This window comes from Mycobacterium lentiflavum (genome assembly GCF_022374895.2).
GTDB lineage: Bacteria > Actinomycetota > Actinomycetes > Mycobacteriales > Mycobacteriaceae > Mycobacterium > Mycobacterium lentiflavum.
The window spans coordinates 1544904-1570161 of record NZ_CP092423.2; the positions used below are offsets into that span (position 1 = coordinate 1544904).

Genomic DNA, 25258 nt, shown 5'->3' on the forward strand with positions numbered 1-25258 from the left:
CTAAGTACCGCAGAAGGTTTGGTAGTTGCCGAAGTCCTCGGGGGCCGGACTGGTATAGCGCTCGAGGCCCGGCCGTTCGTCGTACGGGGCGGCGACGGCGTCCAGCAGCTGGCGCACCGGGCCGAGATCGCCCGCCGTCGCGGCAGTCAGGGCTTCCTCGACCAGATGGTTACGCGGAATATAGACCGGGTTGGCGCGATCCATCGATTCGGCGTCCGGGCCCAACCGGTGCCAGCGCGACATCCATGCGTCGAAGCCGGCGAGGTCGATGAAGAGGCCGCGTGCGGGTTCGGCATCCCCTCGGGCTGCTCGGCCCAGCTGGCGGAAGAAGGAGGTGTAGTCGACTCGGCTTTGCCTGAGCAGGCGCAGCAACTCGGCGACCAATGACGCGAGGGTCGCGGCGTCGACGTCGGCGGGCAAGCCGAGTTTGGTGCGCATGCCGGACGACCAGGTGGCGTCGTATTCGGTTTGAAATGCCCCGAATGCCTGCTCGGCGAACGCGATTCCCTCGTCGACGTCGTCGGCAAGTAAGGGAAGCAGGGCCTCGGCGAACCGGGCCAGATTCCACCCGACAATGGCGGCCTGATTGCCGTACGCGTAGCGGCCCCAGTGGTCGATCGAACTGAAGACAGTGTCGGGGTCGTAGGCTTCCATGAACGCGCACGGGCCATAGTCGATCGTCTCGCCGGAGATCGTGGTGTTGTCGGTGTTCATCACCCCATGGACGAATCCGATCAGCATCCATTGCGCGACCAGGGAGGCCTGGACACCGACCACCGATTCGAACAGCGCGCGATAAGGGTGTTCGGCGTCGGCTGCCGCGGGGTAGTGGCGCGCGATCGCATGGTCGGCGAGGCGGCGCAGCAAGTCAGCGTCGCGGGTCAAAGCGGCGTATTGGAAGCTGCCGACGCGGAGGTGACTACTGGCGACGCGAACGAGCACGGCGCCCGGCAGCAGTGTCTCGCGCTGCACCGGGCGCCCGGTGGCGACCACGGCCAGGGAGCGCGTCGTCGGCACGCCCAGCGCATGCATCGCTTCGCTGATCACGTACTCGCGCAGCATGGGGCCCACCGCCGCGAGGCCGTCGCCGCCGCGGGCGAACGGCGTCGGGCCCGAGCCTTTGAGGTGGAGGTCGCGAATTCGCCCAAGCTCGTCGGACAGCTCACCTAGCAGCAACGCACGTCCGTCGCCCAGCCGCGGCTGAAGGCCGCCGAATTGGTGCCCGGCGTAGGCCTGTGCCACCGGCACCGCGCCAGGCGGCAGCAGGTTGCCAACGAGGAATCGCAGGCCGTCGGGGCTGGCCAGCCACGACGCGTCGAGGCCGAGCCCGGCGGCCAGCGGCTCGTTGAGCACGAGCAGCTGCGGGTCCGGGATGGTCTCGGACTGCCAGCGGACACCCATCTCGGGCAGCTCGCGGGCGAAGCGGTCTTGCAGGGGGACGCGGATCTCCGATGCAACACTCACGTCGTCCACACTACGAGCATTGACTTAGCCGATGACTTGGCGGAGCGCATCGCGAGCGCGGTCGAGCATCGACGCGAATGGTCCGATCGCGAAATTCAACTTCGCCGACTCCACGCCGGGGTGCGGGTGCGTCGGGGCGATCGCCTGGGCTGCCTTAACCGCTGTGGTCATCCGCTTGAGATCATCTGCGTCAAGAACCATTTCCAGATAAGGGAATTCGTTGTTCTCCTCGTTCGCCGCATGATCGAGAACTGCCTCTCGCAGCTTGGTGAGTTCGTCGATGAACTCTTGCGAAGTAATGTCCAGCTTTTCGATTCGCGACAGCAGCTCTTTGGCTTCGTGCTCTTCTTCGAGTCGGGCGTCGACGACGGCGTCGCCCGCATCGGCCTCGCGCCGGACGCGAGGATGTACCACCATTTCCTCGGCGGTCTCATGAACGGCCAGCAATTGACGCAAGGCCGCGAACGGTTTCTCACGTGCTTGGGGGTCGGACGCGAACAGCACCTCGTCGAACATGTCCTCGATCAGGTTGTGTTGCGCTTTGAGAAATGCGACCACTTCGTCGGGGGATTCGATGATCATCTCGGTCACGGGTACCTCCGGAATCAGGGCGATAGAAAACTTTCGGCCGTCGGGCTGGGCGCCATCTGTTAACGCGTACCCGGGTTGGGCCTACGTAAACGCCCGCGCGCTGATCAGCAACCTTTTCTGGCCGGTAGCCATGCGCAGGTCTTGGTGGAGTTGCTCAGAGACCGCCGAAACTCGGCGTGAGACCATCGTGCGATGCAGCTCGGATTGCACGCACTGGGGATCGGGGCCGGCGCAGACCGGGCGGTAATCGATGCCGTCGCCTCGTGTGCGGACGAATGCGGCTTCGCCACGCTCTGGGCGGGCGAGCACGTCGTGATGGTGGACCGATCCGCCTCGCCCTACCCATACTCCGACGACGGTGTCATTGCCGTTCCGGCACAAGCGGATTGGCTTGACCCGATGATCGCCCTGGCGTTCGCCGCGGCGGCGTCTTCGCGGATCACGATCGCGACAGGCGTCTTACTGCTGCCCGAGCATAATCCGGTGGTAGTGGCCAAGCAGGCCGCGAGCCTGGATCGGCTGAGCGGTGGGCGGCTGACCCTCGGTGTGGGGATCGGGTGGTCCAAAGATGAATTCGCCGCTCTTGGAGTGCCTTTCGAGAATCGAGCGGCCCGCACGGCTGAATACGTTGCCGCGATGCGCGCGTTGTGGCGCGACGACGTGTCTACGTTCGACGGGAACTTCGTCGGCTTCGACTCGATCCGGGTGAATCCCAAACCGGTTCGTGATCGCAGTATCCCGATTGTGTTGGGGGGCAACAGCGACCCCGCACTACGACGGATCGCGAGCTGGGGCGACGGCTGGTACGGGTTCAACCTCGACGACGTGGCGGCGGTGCGTGAGTGCGTCGACAAGCTGAATCGATGGTGTGCCGAGGCAGGTCGCGACCGTGCCGAACTGCGGCTGGCGGTGGCGCTGCGCAGTCCGTGCGAGAACGACGTCGACGCGCTAGCTGAATTAGGCGTCGACGAACTGGTGCTGGTGGCAACCCCGCCCGAGCGCGCAGACGCGGTCGCCGGCTGGGTTGCCGCGCTTGCCGATCGGTGGATCAACAATCGCAGCTAGACCTGCGGCGATGGGGGTAGGCTGCGCGACAGACATGACAGAAGTGATCCTGCCCCGCCAGCTCACCGACATCAGCGCTGAGGTCCGCAATGTCGCGCCGCCGCCGATGCCGCAACTGCCGCAGCCATACGGCTTGCGACTCGTCGATGCGGACGCCGACGCCGAGATGATCTCGGAGTGGATGAACCGACCGCATCTGGCCGAATCGTGGGAGTATCCGTGGCCGGCCGAGCGCTGGCGTCGTTACCTGCGTGCGCAACTCGAGAGCAGCTTCTCTCGCCCCCTGTTGGCCAGCCTGGAGGGGATAGACCGCGGGTACCTCGAACTCTATAGGGCAGCAAAGGATTCCATTGCGGGCAGATATGAGTACGACCCCTACGATTTGGGCCTACACGTCGCGGTGGCCGATTTGGATCATATAAGCCGGGGACACGTCAGTTACTTGCTGCCGCACTTGGTGGTCAGCATCTTCAATCTCGAACCACAATGTCGCCGAATCATGTTCGATCCGGACCACCGCAACGTCGCGGCGCGCAAGTTCTGTGAGCGGGGCGGCTGCGCTTTTCTCGGCGAGCACGACATGTCCAACCGGCGGATGGCGCTGTACGTTTTGCCCCGCACGCCCGACGACGTGCCCCGGGCCCGCGAGCGCTGAGTTGTCTCTGCGAAAGTGAGTAGCGATGTGGGCTCGGCTTGTGGTGGCGCCATGGTGGGTGCTGTGGCTGGTGAATGCGGCAACGTTCACGATCACGCTGTCGGTGATCTGCGGCCTGGGGCTGCCCGGGTTTGCGGCATCCGGCTGGGCCTGGCCGTTGTTGTCGGTGCTGCTGTTCAGCGTGATCGTGACCGCGCTGCTGACGCGTGCCCGGCGGCCGATTCAGCAAAGCTACGCGCGGACCGTGACCGGACTGGACCTGGCGCAACGATCCCAAGCCGTCAAGGCGCTGCGTCGCGGTGAGGTTCCGACGGACCCGGCAGTTTTGGCGGCTGCCGTCCGCATCGGTGAGCTTTCGATGGCTTACCAGCGTCGGGTGCCGGTGTGGCAGCGCAGGGTGGCGTGGATCGTCCCCGTCCTCTGGGGGGTCGCCGCGGTGCTGGAATTCCTCGGCAACGACGCGAGGGCCGGGCTGACCTGGAGCGCGTTGGCGTCGCTGGTGGCGGCCCGAATGGCCTGGGCGACGCACAAAGCACGCCAGTTGCCAACACGTGTCGCGATCCTGCGCTCGGCGGCCGACTCCAGCCCCCAAACACTCTCGGTGCTGGCCGGGGCGCACGACTGCGCCGCGCCGCCGCCCGACCGGCGGTTTCGGCTGTCCTTTGCCGTCGTTGTCGTCATCGCGGTCGCGGGAGCAGTTTTCGCGGTGTATGAGCAGGGCGGGCCGAGCCGGGACTGCCGTACCGCCGACGCGGTCGTGGGGTTCATTCACGAACACCCCGGCATGCTCGATGCGTCTTTGATCACGCCCGGCGGCCCCGGCCTCGACAAGTACCAGGACTGGTCGGATCGGCTCGTCGCTTACTCGCAGCAGGCGTCAGCACCCGACATCGCACAACATCTGCAGCGCATCGCGAAGATCTCCACCGATGCGGTAGCGGTGGTGACCGAGGCGCGACGTGACTCGTTCGCGTCCCAGTCCACCGACGAAATGCTCGCTCGCCAAGCTACTTACCACGGCCTCGTCAGTCAGCTGGTCGATGAGGACAAAGCCCTCATCCCGCCGTGTCATCCGCACCGCTAAGGCGCTGTCCGTCAACAGATTTCGCATCAGTAATCGTGACTAGCCAACGAGATGTCGCCTAGCCGTTGCGTCTCGTCGAGTGACAGCACCGCCGGAACCATTTCGCTGGTGACCAACCCGTGGTGGTCGGTCAGCTCGTCGACGATATCGAAACTACGCGCGATCGATTCCGGCGTGTCGACGACGATGGTCGTAACCGGCACCCGTCGCGCGACCTGAAAAAACTTGTCCCCGTGCGGTTTATGGTCACCGTGAAATCCCCACATGCCGCGCAGCACCGTCGCCCCCCGCGCCGTTCCCGACCGCATCAGGCGTTGCACGAGGGCACGATGGATCGGCAGCGCGTCGTACCGGGTGGCTTCGGCGGTGTACACCATCAGCTTTTGCCACAGGGTGCGTCCCTGGTCGTCCGTCATCGGCAGCTGCTGTGGGCGGGCGAACATCTCACCGTCGCGTTTGCACAAGCGCACCCGTTCGACCGTCAACAGCGGTGCGGCCAGCACATCGGCCAATTCCGTTGCGGCAGCGCAAACCTGCTCAGTCGAGCCGATGCCGATGATCATCATCGGGACATTGACATTGCGGCCGAAGAAGTGCGCCCGGCGGCGTTGTCCGTGGACGGTGCCGTCGACGCCGAGAAGCGCTATGGCACCTGCGAATCCGTGCCGATACATCCGTTCGCAGACCGCGTAGTACGCTGCTCTCCCGGCGACGCGCTCTTGCCGGCCGACATACACCGTCAGTTTTGCGGCATCGCCGTTGTGCGTATCGAAGTCGCCGAGCGCGTCGATACCTCGTTGCCGGGTGACCAGTCGCGCCCGCTCCAGCGTCAGCAGTCCGCGCCCGGTCTGCGCGGCGACTTCGTCGACCAGGGAACGGATCTTCGGCTCGATGTCGACCGCGGCGATCGCGATCGCCGGATCCTCGGACAGGCTCAACGACACGTCGCTGCGCAGCTCATGGCTCGCCCCGAAACTGGCGATGCCGCGCAGCATCACGCTGGTCGCAACATCGTTGGCGCCGAACAGATCGAACATCGCGTCGGCCAGGAAGCGCCTCTCGTCGCCGACCGCGCGCTGGCGTTCGCCGAAGTACGCGGTCAACTTCAGGCAGGGTTGGTTCATAGCTGCTCCGCCAACCATTGTCCGAGTAGTGCCGCGGCGACGCCGAGCACGACGCTGACCACGATGTTGGCGATCGCAGCCCACGTGCGGCGCTCCTCGCCGAGTCGCTGAGTCTCTAGCATCCAGGTGGAAAAGGTGGTGTAGGCACCGACGAACGCGGTGCCGGCCAGCAACGCCGCATCCTTGCTCAACGCCAGGCCGCCGAGAAACCCGAGCAGCGCCGCGCCGCTGATGTTCACCGCCAGCGTGCCAACCGGAAAAGGTCGTGCCACCCGGCGGGTGACCGTGCGGTCCACCAGGAAGCGAGAGACCGAACCGATGCCGCCGATCAGCGCGACCCCGGCCCAGACCAAGAACGTCGTCACGAGCGCACCCGCACCCGGCGCACCAAAGCGGTCGCCAGGTGTGCGGCGAGCAACCCGAGCGCGATGCTGGTGACGGTGTAGGCCAGCGCCAGCAGCCAGTGCCCGTGTTCGAGCATCTTCAGCGTCTCGACTAGCATGGTCGAAAAAGTCGTTAAGCCGCCGCATAATCCGGTGCCCAGCAGCGGTCGTCGATAACTCGACAGCGGCAATCGTTCCAGCAGGCGGGTGGTGAAGTAACCCACCAGGAAGGCGCCAACGATGTTGACGACGAACGTCGGCCACGGCCACGTCGACGGGTCAGGATGAGCAAGAGTGCTGAGCGCCGCGCGGGCGACCGAGCCCACCGCTCCGCCGGCAAAAACCGCGCCCAACTCGCGATAGTCAGGTCGTGCCACCGGTTGGTTCCCTTTCGTTTGCCAATGCGCTACGCAGCGTAGAGCGACGTGCGCGTCCGACACGGGCACAATCTGTAGACATGGCCAACCCGCGAGCCGGTCAGCCGGCCCAGCCCGAAGACCTCGTCGACCTATCCCATTTAGTCACGGCGTACTACACCATCCAACCCGACCCCGACGACGTGGCGCAGCAGGTGGCCTTTGGGACGTCGGGTCACCGTGGCTCGGCCCTGGGTGGCGCGTTCAACGAGGCCCATATCTTGGCGATCACCCAGGCGATCGTCGAGTACCGGGCAGCGCACGGCACCACCGGTCCGTTGTTCATCGGCCGCGACACCCACGGCCTCTCCGAACCGGCGTGGGCGTCGGCGCTCGAGGTGCTGGCCGCCAACGACGTGGTCGCCATGATCGACTCGGCCGACCGCTACACGCCGACTCCCGCGGTCAGCCACGCCATCCTCAGCTACAACCGCGGCCGCTCCGATGCGCTGGCCGACGGGATCGTTGTGACGCCGTCGCACAACCCACCGTATGACGGGGGTTTCAAGTACAACCCACCCAACGGCGGCCCGGCGGATACCGATGCGACGAACGCAATTGCCAAGCGCGCCAACGAGATTCTTAGCAGCGGCGAGGGAGTCAAGCGGGTACCGCTAGCGCGCGCACTGCCGACCACCCAGCGCCACGACTATATGGACGCCTACGTCGCCGACCTGCCGAACGTGGTCGATCTCGACGTTATTCGTAAGGCGGGCATACGGATTGGGGCGGACCCGCTGGGCGGGGCCAGCGTGGATTACTGGGCCGCCATCGCCGAACGGCACAATCTCGACCTGACCGTGGTCAATCCGCTCGTCGACGCGACGTGGCGGTTCATGACGCTTGACCACGACGGCAAGATCCGGATGGACTGCAGTTCCCCGAATGCGATGGCCGGGCTGATCGCCAACCGGGACCGCTACCAGATCGCCACCGGAAATGACGCCGACTCGGACCGCCACGGCATCGTCACTCCCGACGCGGGGCTGATGAACCCCAACCACTATCTGGCCGCGGCCATCGACTACCTCTACACCCATCGGCCGTCCTGGCCGGCGGGCATCGCGGTCGGCAAGACCGCGGTCAGCTCGTCGATCATCGACCGGGTGGTCGCCGGCATCGAACGCAAACTCGTCGAAGTACCGGTCGGATTCAAGTGGTTCGTCGACGGCCTGATCGGCGGGACCATCGGCTTCGGCGGCGAGGAGTCGGCGGGGGCGTCGTTCCTGCGGCGCGACGGATCGGTGTGGACCACCGACAAGGACGGCATCACCCTGGCGCTGTTGGCTTCCGAGATCCTGGCCGTCACCGGATCCACGCCGTCGCAGCGGTACCAAGAGCTGGCCGACAAGTACGGCACTCCGTACTACGCGCGGGTCGACGCTCCCGCTGACCGCGAGCAAAAAGCCCAGCTTTCCAAGCTCTCGCCAGACCAGGTGACCGCGACGGAGTTGGCCGGAGAGCCGATCATCGCCAAGCTGACCACTGCGCCCGGCAATGGCGCCGCACTGGGCGGACTGAAAGTGACGACGGCCAATGCGTGGTTTGCTGCGCGGCCTTCGGGCACCGAGGACGTCTACAAAATCTACGCGGAGTCCTTCAACGGGCCCGAGCATTTGAGCCAGGTGCAAGAAAGTGCGCGCGAGGTAGTTAATAAAGTCATTGGGTGACCTTTACCCTCTGTCGTGTCCGCGCAGGGGGGCGCGGATCACGTTCTGTTCAGCTGCCGCGCGAAGTCTGGATTCTCAGCTGGGCGAATATCATGATCGCGCTGGGCTACGGCGTGGTTTCACCGGCGCTACCGACCTTCGCGCGAACTTTCGGGGTCAGCATCAACGCGGTGACTTTCCTGGTCACCGTGTTTTCGTTGAGTCGGCTGTGTTTCGCACCGGTAAGCGGGTTACTGGCACAGCGGTTGGGTGAGCGGCGCGTCTATATAGGCGGTTTGCTGATCGTGGCATTTTCCACCGCCGCGTGTGCCTATTCCCAGGCGTATTGGCAACTGCTGCTCTGCCGTGCCCTCAGCGGCATCGGGTCGACAATGTTTTATGTCTCGGCGCTGGGTTTGATGATCCACATCAGCCCGGCCGATGCGCGCGGGCGGATCGCGGGCCTGTTCACCACCTCGTTCATGATCGGGGCCGTCGGTGGGCCGGCGGTCGGCGGCCTGGCGGCGGGCTGGGGGCTGACGGCTCCGTTTGTCGTGTACGGCGTTGCATTACTAGGTGTGGCGGTGGTGCTGTTCTACAGCCTGCGGAACTCGGCGCTGGCCGCGCCCCCGCCCCCGACCCGATCGACGGTGACGATGCGAGAGGCGCTGCGGGTTCGCGCGTATCGGTCGGCCCTGCTGTCCAATTTCGCGACGGGCTGGTCGGCATTTGGGCTGCGCATCGCGCTGGTCCCGCTGTTCCTCTCGGACGTGATGCACTGCAGCGTCGGTGTCATCGGCTGGACGCTCGCCGCGTTCGCGGGCGGTAATGCGCTGGCCGTCGTACCCAGCGGCTACCTGTCGGACCGGATGGGACGGCGCACGCTGTTGATCATCGGCCTGACGACGTCCGGGGTGGCGACCGTGTGGCTCGGCCTGGTGTCGTCACTGCCGGCGTTCATGGTCGCGGCGTTTGTCAGCGGCGCGACGACGGGCATCTTCATGTCGCCGTTGCAGGCCGCGGTCGCCGACATCCTGGGCAGTGAGGCCCGCGCGGGCCTTCCCGTGGCTGCGGTGCAGATGGTGACGGATCTGGGCGCGATCGTCGGGTCTATGGCGGTTGGCTGGGTCGCCGAGCAGCTGAACTACGGGTGGGGCTTCACGATCAGCGGAATTGTGTTGGTGATCGCGGCCTTCGGTTGGGTGGTGTCGCCGGAAACGCGACCGGTGCTGGATCTCTTGCCGGCTGAGCCCGAGCTTGATGCTGCCTGACCAGCAACTTTGATGGACAGTGGCCAGTGGTGTAGCTTCGATTGGCACGACTTGGGGCTATGGCGCAGTTGGTAGCGCACCACACTGGCAGTGTGGGGGTCAGGGGTTCGAATCCCCTTAGCTCCACCAGTGTGATGAGTCGAGTCATCGGTGACAGATGAGTCGGGTCATGGGTTACAGATTCCCCGGCCATCGGCCGGGGTTTTTGTTTTGGTTGCGCCAGTAGTTTGCGGCGGGGTCGATGTGGTGGCTGCTGAGGACTCGGTGCTGGCTTTTGCTGATGACCGTGACGGTGTTGGTGGTCACCAAGATGAGCACGGCGATGCCGGCGTGGGTGCGGCCGATGCCCAGGTGGTGCAGGTGGCTGCCGTGGCGCAGGGTGAGTTTGCCGAATTGGTCGACGGTGTCGTGGCGGATGCGGAAGTGTCCGGTGGGACTGTGCGGTGGGCTGGCTTTGGGGCGAGCGGTGTAGGCCTGGGCGGGAGTGGTGGCCGCGGGTAAGGCGCGGTGCGTGCGTTGGGTGTTGTAGATGACGGTGAAGTCGTCGAGCAGGGTTTGCATGGCGGCTACGGTGGCTGGCCGGGGTCGAGGGGCTAGCCAGCGTTTGAGGGTTTGGTGGAAGCGTTCGATTTTGCCTTGGGTTTGGGGATGTCCGGGGTGACCGTTTTTCTGGGTGATGCCCAGGCTGGCCAGGAGGCGTTCGAAGTCGTTGTAGCCGTGGGTGAATCGTGAGGTGTAAACCGATCCGTTGTCGGTCAAGGTGGAGGCCGGCAGACCATAGTGTGTGGCGGTGGTGGTGAAGCTGGCCACGACGTCGGAGCCACCCACGCGCCGATAAGCGGTGGTCGCCAGCAGAAATCGGGAGTGATCATCGAGCCAGTTGAGGATTTCCACACCACTGCCATCGGCCAGGCTCCAATGGGTGAAATCCGATTGCCAGCATTCGTTGGGCTGCTCAGCGGCAAAGCGGTGATAGGAGCTTTTGGGGCGTTTACGCGGCGCCGGGACGATCAGGCCATGGTGATGCAGGATGCGTCGGATGGTCGAGGTCGACGGCGATGCAAAGCCCTGTTGCGTCAGATGCCACTGCAGAGTCAGCGGGCCGGCGTCGAGGCCTTCGATGGTGAGCTTTTCTCGCAGTAACACGATCGCCGCGATCACTTCATCAGACACGGCGCGAGGGTTGCTGGCCGGGCGTCGAGACCGCGGATCCACCGCTTCCAAACCGCCCCGCTGGTAGCGACCGACCAGCCGATAAATATGTTGCCGCGACATGCCATAGACCCGGGCTGCCGCGCTCACCGACAGATGACCACTAACGACTTCAAGGACGACCACACGCGCTTTGGACATCCACCATGACTGTCACCTATGACGCGACTCATCAGGTATCGACACAGGTGTAACCCATGACGCGACTCATCTGTCACCTATGTCGTGAACTCACACACCCTTAGTGGTCTCGCCCGTAAGTTCGTCGGGGGTTATGTCCAGGCGGTTGGGTCCCCGAGGTAGAGGCCGCAGGCGGTGTCGAGGGCATCTTCGGGGGCGCCGGCGAAGTCGCCGGTGGGCAGCACAGAATCTTGGTAGCCGTCCTTGGAGGCCAGATACATCGCGAAGCCCCAGCGGGCGGCGGATCCGCCGTAGCGCAGCCGCATCAGCGGCAGCGTGTCGCCGTCGACGGTGTGCCCGGTGACGTAGGCGAACGCGCCGCGAAAGCGCACATCGACACCGGCCAGTTGCGGCCATCGTTCGCAGGCGCGGGCGGACAGCCGCTGTTGCAGGGACGTTTTCGTCGACGTCGGCGGTGCGGCCATGCTCACCGATCCTGCCGGATCGGCGTGTCGTTGACCACCATTCATCCCGTGGCGGGTGAGGCTGAAGTGGCTAATGGGAACTCGTCATGGAGCGCCAGAATGTCACCGACCAGCACTGACCGGATCACGTTGACCGGTTCACAGCGCCGTGAACTGAACCGGATGACCCGGGCGGGGCGCACCGAGCAACGGCTCGTGACGCGGGCCAAGATCGTGCTCGCGGCTGCTGCGGGAGAGTCGAACGCACAGATCGCACGGCGCCTTCAGATATGTGAAGATACCGTCCGCAAGTGGCGTTGCCGCTGGTGCGCGGCACCGGGTGCGGCGTCACTGGCCGATGCGAAGCGATCGGGTCGCCGACCCAAGTTCACTGCTGTCCAAGTCGCCCGGGTCAAAGCGATGGCCTGCACACCACTGCGAGACAAGGGGATACCGCTGTCGCGGTGGTCGTGCCCGGAGCTGGCTCAACAGGCGATCACCGACGGGATTTGCGGGTCGATATCGCCAGCGACCATCCGCCGGTGGCTGTCGGAGGACGCGCTTAAACCGTGGCAGTACCGGTCGTGGATCTTCATCACCGACCCCGGCTTCGCTACCAAGGCGCAGCGGGTACTCGACCTCTACAACCGGACATGGGACGGCAAACCTCTGGGGGACAACGATTATGTGATCTCCGCCGACGAGAAGACCTCCATTCAGGCCCGCTGCCGCTGCCACCCCACCCTCGCGCCCGGTGTGTCTCGGGCGATGCGGGTCAACCACGACTACGACCGTGGCGGCGCCCTGGCCTACCTGGCCGCCTACGACGTGCACCACGCGCAGGTGTTCGGCCGCTGTGAGGACACCACCGGCATCGAACCCTTCGCTCGCCTCGTGACCCAGGTCATGACCCAGCAGCCCTACGCCTCCGCGGACCGGGTGTTCTGGATCGTCGACAACGGCTCCTCCCACCGCGGACAGGCTGCGATGGACCGGCTCGCCGCGCAGTTTCCCAACGCCATCATGGTGCACACCCCGGTGCATGCGTCCTGGCTGAACCAGATCGAGATCTACTTCTCCATCGTCCAACGAAAAGCGCTCTCGCCCAACGACTTCACCGATATCGAGGCCGTCTCCGACCGCCTGTCCGCGTTCGAGGACCGCTACAACGCCACCGCCCGACCGTTCAAGTGGAAGTTCACCACCAGCGACCTCGCTAACCTCCTGGACCGACTCGACCAGCATCAACCCATGCACGCCGGAAACCCCGCACAGCCATGCGCCGCCTGACCCCCGACGAACTTACGGGCGAGACCACTTAGCTCCACCAGGGGAGACGCGTCCAAGGCGTCACGCTAGGCGACGTACGTATGTCGGATCGGCCAGGAGTCGTCCAGACCATGCGGTAGTTATTAAAGTTGGCCATCACGACGACCGCTCAATACTGCCGCCACCGTCGCGAAGACTCCTGGACGCCGTCTCGATCTCGAAGTCGACATATTGCCGCGCTCTGGCCCCACCAGATGAGAACCGTCGTCGATTCGAATAAGCATTCGCAATGCCATCTCGCGACAACGATATCGTGCTTGACATCGAGAGAAATCGGCTCGCTGGCCGGGAAGTGGCCCAGAGTGGCGACTATCCGAGCATCTTTATGGCGCGATTGACTCCTCCAATGCGCTAATACGAAATCAGGTGTCCACAAACAACTTCGGGCACCGGTTCTCACTCACCGGTCTCGAAACGGTGGGTGCTGCCACACCCCAAGCTGGCTGGTCCGACAACCGAACCATAACTGACCTCTGGCATCGCTACGCTGCTGCCAGTCGTGGTGCCTACCTTCGTGAGATTCTCGCCCGAGTGGGCAACCAGTTCGATATCCCCGCGTCAAAATGCCCGGCGTTTCGGCGGTGCGATTCCTGGCCGCGATAAGTGCCGAGGCGGACCTGCCGAAAACGGTACGCGAGATCGCAATCCTCACCGTCGGAGCAGCTTTCACGTACGCTACGAACTCTATGCCCACGAAATCATGGGATGTCGCTACCTATGAGTACGCCTGACGACTTGGCAGTTGCGCGGATCGCATTCGAGCGCGGGGACTGGAATGTGAGTTACGCGGCGTTCGTCCGCGCCGACGCAGCGGGCAGCATGGCGCTCGACGACTTAGATGCCTACGCGACGGCGGCGTGGCGGCTCGGTCAAGGCCGGGAGGCGGTGCGGCTGGCGGAGCGAGTGTACGTCCTCATGGTGCGCTCCGATCCTCGCGCCGCGGCAATGAAGGCACTACATATCGCGTTGGAGTGGGTGGTCCGCGGCGATCCGAACATCGCCAACGGGTGGATGGCGCGGACCCGCCGCTTGATCGCGGAAACTCCCGGCAGCCCCACTCACGGATACCTTGCCTACCTCGATGCGATCATCGCGATGGCGATGCGCGATGCCGACGAGCTCTCCCGCCGCGCGGCGGCGATGCGCGATATCTGTGCCCGGCTGGATGATCCGGCGCTTGCGTCGTTGTCGCTCGTCGTTCAGGGGCTCGCGGCGATCTATGAAGCCCGGGTGAGCGATGGGTACACCCTCATCGACGAAGCGATCTTGTTTTTGTTGGCTGGGGAGGTAGGCCTGGAGTGGGCGGGCCACGTCTACTGCGTCGTTTTGCATGTGTGCCACAAGCTTGCCGACCGGCCCCGGATGCAGGCCTGGATCGATGCCATGGAGCGGTGGTGCGACGTGAATAGGATGACGCCCTATTACGGAGTGTGTGATGTGCATCGCCTCCAGTTGGCCGCTGCGGACGCCGACTACGGCCAACTGGAGGACCAATTGCTCACCGCCAGTGTGGCATTGGAGGGCATTAACTCGTGGGTGTGCGCTGCGGGTTACTACGAAACGGGCGAGGTGCGTCGGCTGCGCGGAAATTCCGACGGCGCGATGGTGGCCTTCGCCAAGACGCGGGGCCTGGGCGTGGACCCGCAACCCGGCGAGGCGCTGCTGAAATGCAAATTGGGTCAGCCCGAGGCGGCGTGGACGGACTTGCGCCTCGCCCTGTCGGGGGCGGACACATTGGATCGGATGCGGCTGCTGTGGGCCGCCGCTGGAGTAGCCCTGACCCGCGACACGCTCGACGAAGCCGAACAGCACTGCCGTGAGCTCGCCGACGGGGCTGTCGCGTTCGACACTCCCGGTTTCCGGGGATGGGCCGCCCATGCGCGCGGGGCAGTGCTGGTACGCCGCGGCGACGATGCCGCCGCCCTGGTGAGCCTGAAGACTGCCCTGCGCGAGTACCGCACCCAACAGTGGCGCTACGAGATGGCCGAGGTCTACGAGTGGATGGCACTCGCGCACCGCGGTCTCGGCCTCGACGACATGGCCGCCGCCGACATGTCGACGGCGGAGAATGTCTATCGCCAACTAGGCGTGAAACCCAGCGGCGTTTGCGACAGGGGGGCGCTGGGTGGATTGACCCGTCGCGAGCTCGAGGTCCTGCGGGCGATCGCGCGTGGCGCCACCAACCGGCAGGTGGCCCAGCAGATCTTCATCAGCGAGATGACGGTCCGCAGGCACCTAGCCAACATCTATGCGAAGTTGGGGGTCTCCTCGCGCACCGCAGCGGTGGCCTGGGCCTATCAGAACCACATCGTCGCTAACACGCACTGAACTACACCATTTGGATCATGAGGTCCTGGTGGAAACGCATCATTCGGTCGATGTCGGCCACCCCGTCTGCGACCTAACGTGGTGTCCCTGACCACTAAGGGAGACCGTTCATCGCGGCTCTTGCCACAGCCGGTGAGTTCGGCACGCGCGTCGTGGTTAGTGACGGGAGCGCACCGCGATGGCAGACATCATCCTGATTCATGGACTGTGGCTTTCACACAGGTCGTGGCTGCCCTGGATCGAACACTTCGCAGCCGCTGGGCACGATGCCATTGCACCGTGCTGGCCCGGTGAAGCCCAGACCCTCGCCGCGACGCGGGAGAACCCAGGCGCCCAAAACGGCATGGGCATCGCCGAGCTCACCGCCCACTTCGCCGACATCGCCGACTCATTCGACACACCCCCAATAGCCATCGGACATTCCTGCGGCGGGTTGATCGCTCAACGACTGCTTGGAGAGAACAAGCTAGCCGCCGCGGTAGCGATCGACCCTGCGCCGATCAAGGGCGTCAGAACACTGCCTTTTGAACAACTCCGCTCGGCCTTCCCGGTATTGGGTAATCCACTTAATCGCTGGCGCACAAAAGCCCTCACCCGGGCGCAGTTCCAGTACGGCTTCGGAAATGCCTTAGCCCAAGCCGAATCCGACGAGCTTTGGGAGCAATGGTCGATTCCCTCACCCGGTAAGCCGTTATTCGAAGGAGCATTTGCCGGCCTCTCACCGAACTCGCCCGCAAAGGTCGACACCGCCAACAACTCCCGTGGGCCACTCCTGATCACCGCAGGCACACTGGACCACACGGTGCCGCTGGTCAGCGCTCGAGCTGCGTACAACCGCTACTCAAAATCGTCTGCTACCACCGACTTCCACCAATTCGACGGGCGTGGGCATTCCCTGACGATCGACCACGGCTGGCGCGCCGTCGCCGACACAATACTGACCTGGCTTGTCAGCCGAACCGCCTGGGGCGTTCGCCGATAGCGTCCGAGGACCTCCCCGGTAGATCATCAAACCCACTGTCAGACAACCGATCTAGGAGAACCACATGAAGTTCAGTCACCAGGCCGTCATCCATGCCCCCGCTGACGAGGTGGACCTTGAGCAGTGGCTATTTTCGCTCTCGGACAGCGACTATCAGGCGGCCGCTCATGGTCACCGCGCGGCGGGAACCTTCACTGAGGGCGGTCGGCGTGGCAGCGTCAACGTCGAAGCGATCGGTTCCCTGTTGATGATTCAGCACTATCTGGAGCGTGAGGCCGGACCTGCGCGAGTCGAGATGCTGTCCGAGCGTTCGCAGGCGTACCTCTTTCATCTCATCCCTGTGCACGTCCTCGTCCGCTGGATTATGACTGCGACTCCGCAGACCGCGAACACGACGACTTTTGCCTGCGACGTGGAGATCGAGATGCCGTTCATTTTGCGGCTGGCCGGAGTGTTGATCGGCAACCCTTTCTTCGTGCGCAAGCACGTCGAGGAGGAGACCCCGGGCTTCGTCGCCGACATCGAACGCAAACTGTCCAACGCGCGCGCGAAGACCTCGGGAGGATCGGCATGACGGACCTTCCGGACTTGCGCGCCTACGTCAGTTGAATCATGGGAGAGAACAAATGTCGGCAGCATTCCGGCGGGTCGTCACCGGCCATGACGAAGCAGGCAGCGCGGTCATCGTCTCCGATGGGCCACCGACGCATGTGGTGCAGGTGGGCGGAACAATCGGTCCGACGTTCTATGAGGTATGGAATACCCGCCGAACCCCGGCGGTGATTGATCGGCAGTCGCGCGAACCCGAGGACGATGGTCTGGTGCTGGCTCCTCCGAAGGGAGGCACCAGGATTCGGGTTATCGACTTCCCACCCGAAGATTATGACATCCGACACCTCAGCGAGGCCGACGCGCGCGCGGGATTCAGAGCCATGGGGGGAGCCGACGCGTCGACACCGGGCGCCCGGCACCCGTTGATGCATCGCACGGAAACCGTCGACTACGGGATCGTGCTGCAGGGGGAAATCACGTTGATCACCGACGTGGACGAAACGACGATCCGCGCCGGCGACATCGTCATCCAGCGCGGCACGAACCACGCCTGGGCCAACAGGTCTGAGCGCAACTGCCGTGTCGTGTTCGTCCTGATCGACGGTGAATTCACCGATGGTCTCTGACCCACGTGAGAGGAACGCTGCTATGCGATTACCCCCGTTGCTGCCCGAAGACCTTAATCCCGAACTCCGCGAGGTGCACGACACCATCGTCGACCTGGTGGCGCGGAGCATGCCCCGTGTCGTTTCGCTCGACCAGCAGGCTGCGTTGGTCGGCCCGTACCCGGCCATGCTTCATTTCCCGACGTTCGGAGTTCCTGCGCTGCGCTTCCTGGCCGCGATCGGCTCGCAAGCGCAGTTGCCGAAAACGGTGCGCGAGACCACAATCCTGACTGTCGGAGCGGTATTCAATGCCCGCTATGAACTCTATGCCCACGAAATCATGGGGGAAGTCGCCGGCTTATCACCTGCGCAGATCGCGACGCTCGCTGCAGGAAATCGTCCCGCCGATCTGAGCGACGACGATGCGATCGCTCACGACATCGCCCGCACCTTGGCCACCGGTCACATCCTGCCCGACTCCACCTATCGCCGAGCAGTGGCAGCGTTCGGGCGCGACGGAGTCGGCGAGCTGGTGTTTCTGGTCGGCGGGTATTGCCTAATTTCGATGGTGCTCAACTGTTTTGACGTGCCGGTACCGGGTGTTGATCAATGAGGGTAGTGGGAGAGGTTGACCATCTCACAGTTGGCGCAAGCGCCTGGGCGGGTTATCAGCCGCGCAAGTTCCGGTTTCGGTGCGTTGCGACGTGCGTGGACAGCCTGCCGGACGTTCCTGGCTATTAGCCTGGATTTTGCGCGCAACTTGGGATGACACGGTGCGGGGTTAGCGAAAGTGCCTGTCCTGCAAGGGATAATGAGACTGCTGAAGGTCCATGATTCCGAGCGGGAGGGCACTTTCTAGGTGAAGGGTAGCGCAGCGGTTTCTCGGGTGAAAGTGTCGGCGGACGGGCACGGCGTGGTGTCGCATGCGGGGATGGGGTTGTTGCGTGAGTTGGCCGACCTGACCGGGTTGTCGTCGCAGGTCACGGCCTCATTAGCCGATACGTACCAGGGCCCATGGGTCTACGCACCGGGTGCGGTGTTCGCTGATTTGGCGGCGGCGGTGGCCGACGGCGCGGACTGTATCGACGGGATCGGGCAACTCTGCAGGGACCGCGAGCATGTATTCGGTGCGGCGGCCTCGACGACCACCATGTGGCGCCTGGTTGACCAGCGCGTCGATGCGGCGCACCTGGCGGGAGTGCGCGCTGCCCGCGCGGCGGCCAGAGCGGCGGCCTGGGCCGCAGGAGCCAACCCGCCACCTGGCAAGTGGCTGCATATCGATATTGACGCCACGTTGGTCATCGACCACTCCGACAACAAGGAGAGCGCGGCTTCTACCTGGAAAAAGTCGTTCGGACACCACCCGTTGTTAGCGTTTCTGGACCGCCCAGAGATCGCCGGCGGTGAGGCGCTGGCCGGGCTGCTGCGCAAAGGCAACGCGGGCAGCAACACTGCGGCCGACCACGTCACGGTCCTTGAGCAGGCATTGGCGTCGCTGCCGGCCGATTGGCGTCACGGCCCGCACAATCCCGAGGCGCCCAAGGTCGTGGTGCGCTCGGACTCGGCCGGTGCCACCCATGCCTTCGCCAACGCCTGCCGCGATCACGACGCCGGATTCTCCTTCGGCTTCCCGGTCGATGCCCGCGTGCAGGATGCCGTGGACACCCTCAATCTCGGTAATGCCTGGTACCCGGCGATCGAGGCCACCGGCGACATCCGCGACGGGGCCTGGGTGGCCGAGGCCACCGACCTGGTCAACCTGTCCGCGTGGCCTGCCGGAACCCGGTTGGTCCTGCGCAAGGAGCGCCCGCACCCCGGCGCCCAGCTGCGGTTCACCGATGCCGACGGCATGCGGGTGACCGCTTTTATCACCGACACACCCCCAGGTGTCATCCCGGGGCAGTTGGCCGGACTCGAGCTGCGACACCGCCAACATGCCCGCGTCGAGGACCGCATCCGCGAAGGCAAGGCCACCGGGCTGGCCAACCTGCCCTGCCACGGCTTCGACGCGAACGCCGCCTGGCTGGAAATCGTCTTGACTGCAAACGATCTCGTGACCTGGGCGAAACTACTCGGGTTCGCCGACCAACCCAAGATCGCCCGCTGCGAGATCGCCACGTTCCGCTACCGTGTGCTACACGTTGCCGCCCGCATCACCCGCGGCGCCCGACAACTGCGGCTCCGCATCGACTCCACCTGGCGCTGGGCCACAACGATCACCAACGCCTGGCACCGCATCCGCGCAGCCTTCCCCTGACCCGCCCAACCACCCCGTCCCAACGACCACGAAAGGCCCAAGGCCCTGGAAACCTCGCACACCCCGCGACACGGGGCGAGTAAACATGTCAAAACCCGAAAATACTGAATGCACAAGCCAATCCGCGGCCAACCCGCACCCCGGCCTACCGGTATGCAAAATCGAGGTTAGCGCTCAGTGGATCAGTGCGCCGGAGGACGAGCGCTTCGATAGTGTGATCGGGGAGGCTACCGGTGCAATGTCCGATCTCGACGAGATCTCAGCGCGATTGCGCAGTTGGGAGCTACCACGACGGCTGAGCTGCCGGGCGACGGGATATGCGCAGGCTTCGACCCCAAGAAAATCGCCGTTACTCAGCACCCACGACCACGCCTTTCGACCGGTGAGGGTGTAGGCTGAGCGTTGCTGGTACTCCCAGCCGATCCGGAACGGCTCAGCTTCTGACGCTGATCTGCCCGAGCATCCGCTCACGCCGGCCACATGTTTTCTAACCGCTCAGTCGGGATAATTTTGAATGCTCGATCGTTGTTTCAGCCATTGATCGCACCCTTTGGGATGCAGCACTTCTCGTACGTGCCGAGCTTTGGCGTCCTCGGCACCTACTCGCCGACGCCATGCGGCCTGGCGACCTTCAGCGCTGCCCTGGTGAACGGACTCACAGCCAGAGGCGCCGACGTCAATGTCGTGCGCATCGCCGACGGTGACGTCTGTGAGAACGCCCACGTCACAGGCGAACTCGTCAACGGCTCGGCGGCGTCGGTCGCGGCAACCGCCGAGCTCCTCAACCAGAGCGACGTCGCCGTCATCCAGCACGAGTACGGCATCTATGGCGGTCCCGACGGAGACGAGGTCGTCCAGATCATGGCCGGATTGCGTGTCCCGTCGATCGTCGTCGTTCACACGGTGCTCAAAAATCCTACACCACAACAACTTTCGGTGCTCGAATCGGTGATGGCTTTGGCCGATGAAGTGATCGTGATGTCGCAGGTCGCCCGCCAACGCCTGTACGCGGGCTTCGCCGTCGACCAGCACAAGGTCACCGTCATCCCGCACGGCGCAGCACTCCCCAGGACCAATGGCATGCAGCATCCTGACCGGCCGACCATGTTGACCTGGGGTCTGCTGGGGCCGGGCAAGGGCATCGAGCGGGTCATCGACGCCATGGCTTCGCTGACGGACCTGCCCAATCCGCCCCGGTACATCATTGCCGGCCGCACTCACCCCAAGGTCCTCGCCGCGCAGGGGGAAAGATATCGCGAAGCACTTGTCGCGCAGGCGAAACGCCTCGGCGTCACCGATTCGGTTTCCTTCGACGCCGTGTACCGCACCCCCGAAGAGCTCACCGCGCTCCTGCAGGCGGCTACCGTTGTAGTCCTGCCCTACGACTCGAAGGACCAGGTTACCTCCGGTGTGCTGGTCGACTCCGTCGCGAGTGGCCGCCCGATCGTCGCAACCGCTTTCCCGCACGCGGTCGAGCTTCTCAGCAGCGGCGCGGGCGCCGTCGTCGCTCACGACGAACCCGACGCACTCCTCGCAGCGCTGCGAGGAGTGCTGACCGACCCGGACGCCGCCGAGTCCATGGCCGCTAATGCCCGCGAACTGGCCCCGAGCATCGCCTGGCCCGTCGTCGCCAACACCTACCTCGGCGTGGCGCAACGGCTGCTTGCTAACCAGTCCGCGCTGACGTGACCGACACCGCTCCCACCCCGGTGTTCGCACACCTGCTGCACATGACGGACCATCGCGCCACCTTCGAGCACGCCTGCATGACCGAGCCCCGCCGTGAGCACGGATACTGCACCGACGACATGGCAAGAGTGCTCGTGGTCAGCACCCGCGAGCCCGACGCGCCGGGGGCCGTGAAGGGCCTCACCCGCAAGGCCCTGCAGTTCTTGAACGACGCCCAGTCCTACGACGGCTCCTGCCGCAACCGGATGGACCACGCCGGACGGTGGACGGACCAGCCCACCACCGACGACCACTGGGGCCGCTGCATCTGGGGGCTCGGCACCGCCGCCGGCCACAGCGGTGTCAATCTGGTGCGCCGAATGGCCGTGATTCAGTTCGAGCGCGCCGCCAAGGGCAGGTCACCGTGGCCGCGGGCGATGGCGTTCGCCGCCGTCGGCGCCGCCGAACTCCTCCGCTTCGAGCCCGGTAATTTTGCGGCCCTGCGACTCCTCACCGACTATGCCGCCACTGTCGCGAGACCCGAGACCACGTCCGACTGGCCATGGCCCGAGCCAAGGCTCACCTACGCGAATGCGATTCTCCCCGAGGCGATGATCGCTGCCGGCGTCGCGCTGGACGACCCGGACCTGAAACAGCGTGGCCTGGATCTGCTGGAATGGCTGCTCGACTACGAAACGGTTGACGGCCACCTGTCGCCCACCGCCGTGGGCGGCCGGGGACCGCAGGACAGCCTGCCCGCCTTCGACCAGCAGCCGATCGAGGTGGCCACTCTCGCCGATGCCTGCGCACGCGCCGTAGCCGCCGATCCGCGCGCCCTCTGGCCGGAAGGAATCCGGTCGGCCGTCGCCTGGTTCCAGGGCGCCAACGACTCCGGGTTGGTCATGTGGGACACGGAGACTGGCGGTGGCTTCGACGGATTGCTCGCCGGATGCGTCAACCTCAACCAGGGCGCCGAATCGACCCTTGCGGTGATCTCGACCCTGCAGCACGCACAGCGCTTTTCGCCGGTCCCACAATGACTTTGATGCGCACCGGGCTCGTCACCCGCAGCCCCGACCGCATTGCGGCCAACTCGGCGCGGGTGATCACCCGGCTCTTCGTCCCCGGCCAGGAGGGCTTCGAGCTTCAGGAGTCACGAGCAGGAGTGGTGCTCAAGCGCATTCTCGCGCTGACCGACGACGACGTTCGGTCGTCCCTGGACGACATCATGACCCGCTTCGACGGACGCCACCGTGACCTCGTGGGTACGTTCCGTCGGCACGCCCGCGAGCTCGCCGACCGCCTGGATCCCGATGCGCACCTCTCGGATGCGCGAATACTGTTGCTAGGAGCGGCCTTTACCAGCGAGTACGCCATCGAGGGGGCGGCGCTGTGCAATCCCAGCATTGTGGCCCACCCCGACCAGACCGACACCGCGGCAGGCAGCCTGAGATTCGTGATGAGCGTGCGGGGGATCGGGGAAGGACACCGCTCGTCAATCGGGTTCCGCACCGGTGTCGTCGACGCCGCGGGCCGGGCCACAATCGACGAGCCGGCTCACTTCGCCACTACCGGCGGCGTGTCGGACGCGCTGCTCGAGGCCGCGGTGTTCCGCGCCGAACTCGACTGCCTCGGCGATGCCGGGGAGGCCGCGAACTACGTCCTAGATGAGCTCGGCGACCGCTTCACGCGATCCGACCTCAACGCGCGACTCGACAATCTCCGGGCCCACCTGAGCACCCGCGGGCATGGGGAGCGCACCGTCGCCCTGATGCACGCTATCGCCGCTCGGTGCTATGCGATCGAATTCCCCAGCGAAGTACCGGTTTCCGAGCGCGTGCTGTGGCCGTCGATGGAGGCCGAGCAGGCCGGGATGGAAGACGCCCGCTTCGTTCGCTTCGTCGACGACGACGGCTCGGTCACCTACTACGCCACTTATACGGCCTATAGCGGGTCCCACATCAGCCAACAACTGCTCAAGACCAAGGACTTTCGGTCCTTCACGTCTGGGCCGCTCGTCGGGAAGGCCGCGGCCAACAAGGGTTTGGCATTGTTCCCCCGGCGAATACACGGTCGCTACGCCGCCATGTCACGATCGGACCGCGAGTCCAACACCGTCGCCTTCGCCGACCATCTTGCGGTCTGGACGAGCGCCTCGCCCTGCCAGCAACCGGCCGAGGCATGGGAAGCATTACAACTCGGAAATTGCGGCCCGCCAATCGAAACCGACGCTGGGTGGCTGGTGCTCACCCACGGCGTCGGACCCATGCGCACATATCGCATCGGCGCGATTCTGCTTGACCTCGACGACCCGACCCGGGTGCTCGGCCGGTTACGGCGCCCACTACTGGGCCCCGCTCACGACGAACAAAACGGCTACGTGCCCAACGTCGTCTACTCCTGCGGCGCGCTCGTTCACGCCGACACCCTGGTGCTCCCGTACGGGATTGCCGACGGCGCCATCGGCATTGCCACCGCGCAACTTCCGCAGCTGCTGGACACGATCGTTCAGCAGTCAGATCGCACGAGATGAGGTCACAATCAGCATGATGAAAAGGTCCACCGCCAAAGCGCGCAATCCGCTCGGCGAGTACGTCCTGCACATGGGTGCGGGATTCGTAGCCAAGGAACGTCCGCACGTCCTGGGGGCGTTGGCGACGCTCGAGCCGCATCTGGGCCGCTGGGACGCGCTTGACGTCAGCCTGGAAGTCTCGTTGCAGAACCGCGGCCGCAAGGAGCAGCGCGTCACGTTGCGAACGACGTTGCCTGGTCTCCCGCCGCTGGTGGCCGTCGCCGACAACCCCGACATCACGCGCGCCCTGCACGAAGCCAAGCATGAGTTGATCCGGCAGCTCGAACACCAGAAGTCGGCGCGCGAACCCATGCACAATCGCAAGCTCGGGCGCCATACGATCCGCCACCCGGGCTCCTCGCTGCAGGGGCATCGCATCCCGCCTATGCCGTAGTTACGTGAATCTCCTGCTGAGTGTGGGCAGAGTTATCGTCACGAATTGAAGGCAGTCGCACCCGGCGGATCCGGATCACCAATCCTGCTCACCCGCAACACTTTTGGTTAGGTCATAGCGGCCCTAAATGCTTGGACGCATATTGACCAAGGCTGGCTAACGTGCCCTGCCAGCCGGCCGCTAGGTGCCCAGATCTCCCGACGCGACAACTGAGCCGACCGAGAATACGACGCGACGTCCCACGCCGCCGTCGTCACCGTCGGCGCCGGGGCTGGTCCACTCCACCTCGGCGCTGCCGGACAGCTGCAGGCTGGCGCCGGTGGCGACGTCAACGAACAACAGCGCGGCCTCGTCGTCGACCGCCAGGTTGCCGAAGCTGTTGAACATGTTGTTGCCCGGGTAATCCGGCCACCACAGCCTGTTGGGGGAGTCGACCCGAACAAATCCGGGCGGACCTCCGCGATGTGATGCATCACTGCCCCGGGAAGGATGCGTGGTACCGAGGAAGAACGTGTTCGAGGCTTGTATGATCGCTCGATCCACTGCGCTCAAAGATGTTGTTTGCTGTGGAGTTTCGGAAGGGGCGGTGACGGCGGCGACGTTGATGTCGCGGCGGTGGATGTATTGGGGACAGTTCCCGTACGCCTGGTCGACGTGCACCAGCAGGCCGGCGCCGTCGCTTTCGGTGAGGCTGCCGTTGATGCGCATTCTGCGCCGGGCGGCGAAATCGATGGCGATCAGGCCCACCTGTTGGCCGGCCGGCATCCGGTGCAGGGGATCGCCCTCGCGCGGAACGGCCGAGATCTGCACGGTGTCTTCGGCGCCGCGCAGGAACCCCGGCTGCCCCGACAACGGGGAGACCCAGAGCACTCCCTCGCGGTCACGTCCGGTGATCGCGGCAAACCGCTGCGTTGCCAGGAATTGCGCAGCACCCCCGGATAAGCCATGCGCGCCGAGCATGTTTTCCAGGCGTTGTGCGGCCCTTTCGACGCCGGCCCGACGTTGGGTCGCAACCTCACCCTCATGGAAACCCGTTAACGCCACGGTTGGGTAACGTCGCCGGCGCTGCAGAA

24 protein-coding genes, 1 tRNA gene and 1 pseudogene are annotated in these 25258 nt (G+C 64.9%); 18 read left to right on the forward strand and 8 right to left on the reverse strand.

Annotation, left to right across the window (positions count from 1 at the left end):
• Complete coding sequence (locus MJO58_RS07500) at positions 1–1464, reverse strand: protein adenylyltransferase SelO (protein WP_239722472.1); 1464 nt, start codon at positions 1462–1464, stop codon at positions 1–3.
• 24 nt (positions 1465–1488) lie between these two features.
• The gene (locus MJO58_RS07505) at positions 1489–2046 is read right to left on the reverse strand and encodes a hemerythrin domain-containing protein (protein ID WP_434086360.1); all 558 of its coding nucleotides are present in this window, start codon (positions 2044–2046) and stop codon (positions 1489–1491) included.
• 201 nt (positions 2047–2247) lie between these two features.
• On the opposite strand from MJO58_RS07505, the gene MJO58_RS07510 reads away from it, so the two are divergent.
• Genes MJO58_RS07510 through MJO58_RS07520 form a run of 3 tightly spaced genes read left to right on the forward strand, consistent with a single transcriptional unit; the run spans position 2248 to position 4859 of the window.
• On the forward strand, positions 2248–3120 hold the full coding sequence (locus tag MJO58_RS07510; RefSeq protein WP_090600966.1) for an LLM class F420-dependent oxidoreductase: 873 nt from the start codon (positions 2248–2250) through the stop codon (positions 3118–3120).
• A gap of 34 nt (positions 3121–3154) precedes the next feature.
• Entirely contained in the window at positions 3155–3775 is a 621-nt protein-coding gene (locus tag MJO58_RS07515) for a GNAT family N-acetyltransferase (protein ID WP_239722476.1), read from the forward strand.
• Between the two features lie 25 nt (positions 3776–3800).
• A complete protein-coding gene (locus tag MJO58_RS07520; RefSeq protein WP_239722478.1) occupies positions 3801–4859 on the forward strand; it encodes a hypothetical protein in 1059 nt (352 codons plus the stop codon).
• A gap of 26 nt (positions 4860–4885) precedes the next feature.
• Here the strand turns inward: MJO58_RS07520 and MJO58_RS07525 are convergent, their stop codons facing one another.
• From MJO58_RS07525 to crcB (MJO58_RS07535), 3 genes are read right to left on the reverse strand one after another with little or no spacing between them, the layout of a single operon-like run.
• A complete protein-coding gene (locus MJO58_RS07525; RefSeq protein WP_239722479.1) occupies positions 4886–5983 on the reverse strand; it encodes a DUF190 domain-containing protein in 1098 nt (365 codons plus the stop codon).
• Positions 5980–6348 carry a fluoride efflux transporter CrcB gene (crcB, locus tag MJO58_RS07530; RefSeq protein WP_090600970.1) on the reverse strand — a complete coding sequence of 123 codons (369 nt, stop codon included), beginning with the start codon at positions 6346–6348 and terminating at the stop codon, positions 5980–5982. Before crcB (MJO58_RS07530) ends, MJO58_RS07525 begins: the two co-directional genes overlap by 4 nt.
• Positions 6345–6743, reverse strand: coding sequence for a fluoride efflux transporter CrcB (gene crcB / locus MJO58_RS07535; RefSeq protein ID WP_239722480.1), 399 nt, complete (start codon positions 6741–6743; stop codon positions 6345–6347). Before crcB (MJO58_RS07535) ends, crcB (MJO58_RS07530) begins: the two co-directional genes overlap by 4 nt.
• 80 nt (positions 6744–6823) lie before the next feature.
• Here crcB (MJO58_RS07535) and pgm point away from each other — a divergent pair, with 80 nt between their 5' ends.
• The 3 genes from pgm to MJO58_RS07550 all read left to right on the forward strand — a co-directional run bounded on the left by pgm (position 6824) and on the right by MJO58_RS07550 (position 9831).
• Positions 6824–8452, forward strand: coding sequence for a phosphoglucomutase (alpha-D-glucose-1,6-bisphosphate-dependent) (pgm, locus tag MJO58_RS07540; RefSeq protein ID WP_239722481.1), 1629 nt, complete (start codon positions 6824–6826; stop codon positions 8450–8452).
• A gap of 92 nt (positions 8453–8544) precedes the next feature.
• Positions 8545–9702 (forward strand): MFS transporter, encoded by a 1158-nt coding sequence (locus MJO58_RS07545; RefSeq protein ID WP_090600973.1) that lies wholly within the window; start codon positions 8545–8547, stop codon positions 9700–9702.
• Between the two features lie 53 nt (positions 9703–9755).
• Positions 9756–9831: transfer RNA gene (locus MJO58_RS07550), tRNA-Ala, on the forward strand.
• Positions 9832–9876: 45 nt separating this feature from the next.
• On the opposite strand, the gene MJO58_RS07555 is transcribed toward MJO58_RS07550, so the two are convergent.
• Positions 9877–11055: an IS481 family transposase gene (locus MJO58_RS07555; RefSeq protein WP_090600974.1), complete on the reverse strand. Its 1179-nt coding sequence runs from the start codon at positions 11053–11055 to the stop codon at positions 9877–9879.
• A 131-nt stretch (positions 11056–11186) separates the two neighbouring features.
• The gene (locus MJO58_RS07560; protein WP_065133844.1) at positions 11187–11519 is read right to left on the reverse strand and encodes a hypothetical protein; all 333 of its coding nucleotides are present in this window, start codon (positions 11517–11519) and stop codon (positions 11187–11189) included.
• Positions 11520–11618: 99 nt separating this feature from the next.
• Here MJO58_RS07560 and MJO58_RS07565 point away from each other — a divergent pair, with 99 nt between their 5' ends.
• The 12 genes and pseudogenes from MJO58_RS07565 (at position 11619) to MJO58_RS07615 (ending at position 24185) form a co-directional block, all read left to right on the forward strand.
• Positions 11619–12788 carry an IS630 family transposase gene (locus MJO58_RS07565; protein WP_216640277.1) on the forward strand — a complete coding sequence of 390 codons (1170 nt, stop codon included), beginning with the start codon at positions 11619–11621 and terminating at the stop codon, positions 12786–12788.
• A 756-nt stretch (positions 12789–13544) separates the two neighbouring features.
• A complete protein-coding gene (locus MJO58_RS07570) occupies positions 13545–15155 on the forward strand; it encodes a helix-turn-helix domain-containing protein (RefSeq protein WP_239722483.1) in 1611 nt (536 codons plus the stop codon).
• Between the two features lie 178 nt (positions 15156–15333).
• The gene (locus MJO58_RS07575) at positions 15334–16137 is read left to right on the forward strand and encodes an alpha/beta hydrolase (protein ID WP_090600976.1); all 804 of its coding nucleotides are present in this window, start codon (positions 15334–15336) and stop codon (positions 16135–16137) included.
• Positions 16138–16201: 64 nt separating this feature from the next.
• The gene (locus MJO58_RS07580; protein WP_090600977.1) at positions 16202–16711 is read left to right on the forward strand and encodes a hypothetical protein; all 510 of its coding nucleotides are present in this window, start codon (positions 16202–16204) and stop codon (positions 16709–16711) included.
• A 52-nt stretch (positions 16712–16763) separates the two neighbouring features.
• Positions 16764–17315, forward strand: coding sequence for a cupin domain-containing protein (locus tag MJO58_RS07585; protein ID WP_090600978.1), 552 nt, complete (start codon positions 16764–16766; stop codon positions 17313–17315).
• Positions 17316–17337: 22 nt separating this feature from the next.
• Positions 17338–17907 (forward strand): carboxymuconolactone decarboxylase family protein, encoded by a 570-nt coding sequence (locus tag MJO58_RS07590; RefSeq protein ID WP_217493108.1) that lies wholly within the window; start codon positions 17338–17340, stop codon positions 17905–17907.
• A 246-nt stretch (positions 17908–18153) separates the two neighbouring features.
• Complete coding sequence (locus MJO58_RS07595) at positions 18154–19551, forward strand: IS1380 family transposase (protein ID WP_065132487.1); 1398 nt, start codon at positions 18154–18156, stop codon at positions 19549–19551.
• Positions 19552–19723: 172 nt separating this feature from the next.
• A pseudogene (locus MJO58_RS28910) lies at positions 19724–19831 on the forward strand (type II toxin-antitoxin system death-on-curing family toxin); the annotation flags it as partial.
• A 275-nt stretch (positions 19832–20106) separates the two neighbouring features.
• Positions 20107–21240, forward strand: coding sequence for a glycosyltransferase (locus MJO58_RS07600; RefSeq protein ID WP_239723185.1), 1134 nt, complete (start codon positions 20107–20109; stop codon positions 21238–21240).
• On the forward strand, positions 21237–22259 hold the full coding sequence (locus MJO58_RS07605; RefSeq protein WP_239722484.1) for a glycosyltransferase: 1023 nt from the start codon (positions 21237–21239) through the stop codon (positions 22257–22259). Before MJO58_RS07600 ends, MJO58_RS07605 begins: the two co-directional genes overlap by 4 nt.
• Positions 22256–23752: a glycoside hydrolase family 130 protein gene (locus tag MJO58_RS07610; RefSeq protein ID WP_434086312.1), complete on the forward strand. Its 1497-nt coding sequence runs from the start codon at positions 22256–22258 to the stop codon at positions 23750–23752. The genes MJO58_RS07605 and MJO58_RS07610 overlap by 4 nt, the downstream gene beginning before the upstream one ends.
• A gap of 16 nt (positions 23753–23768) precedes the next feature.
• Positions 23769–24185: a hypothetical protein gene (locus tag MJO58_RS07615; protein ID WP_239722486.1), complete on the forward strand. Its 417-nt coding sequence runs from the start codon at positions 23769–23771 to the stop codon at positions 24183–24185.
• A gap of 180 nt (positions 24186–24365) precedes the next feature.
• Here MJO58_RS07615 and MJO58_RS07620 read toward each other — a convergent pair whose 3' ends face one another.
• Entirely contained in the window at positions 24366–25229 is an 864-nt protein-coding gene (locus MJO58_RS07620) for a pyridoxamine 5'-phosphate oxidase family protein (RefSeq protein ID WP_090600981.1), read from the reverse strand.
• Between the last annotated feature and the right edge of the window lie 29 nt (positions 25230–25258).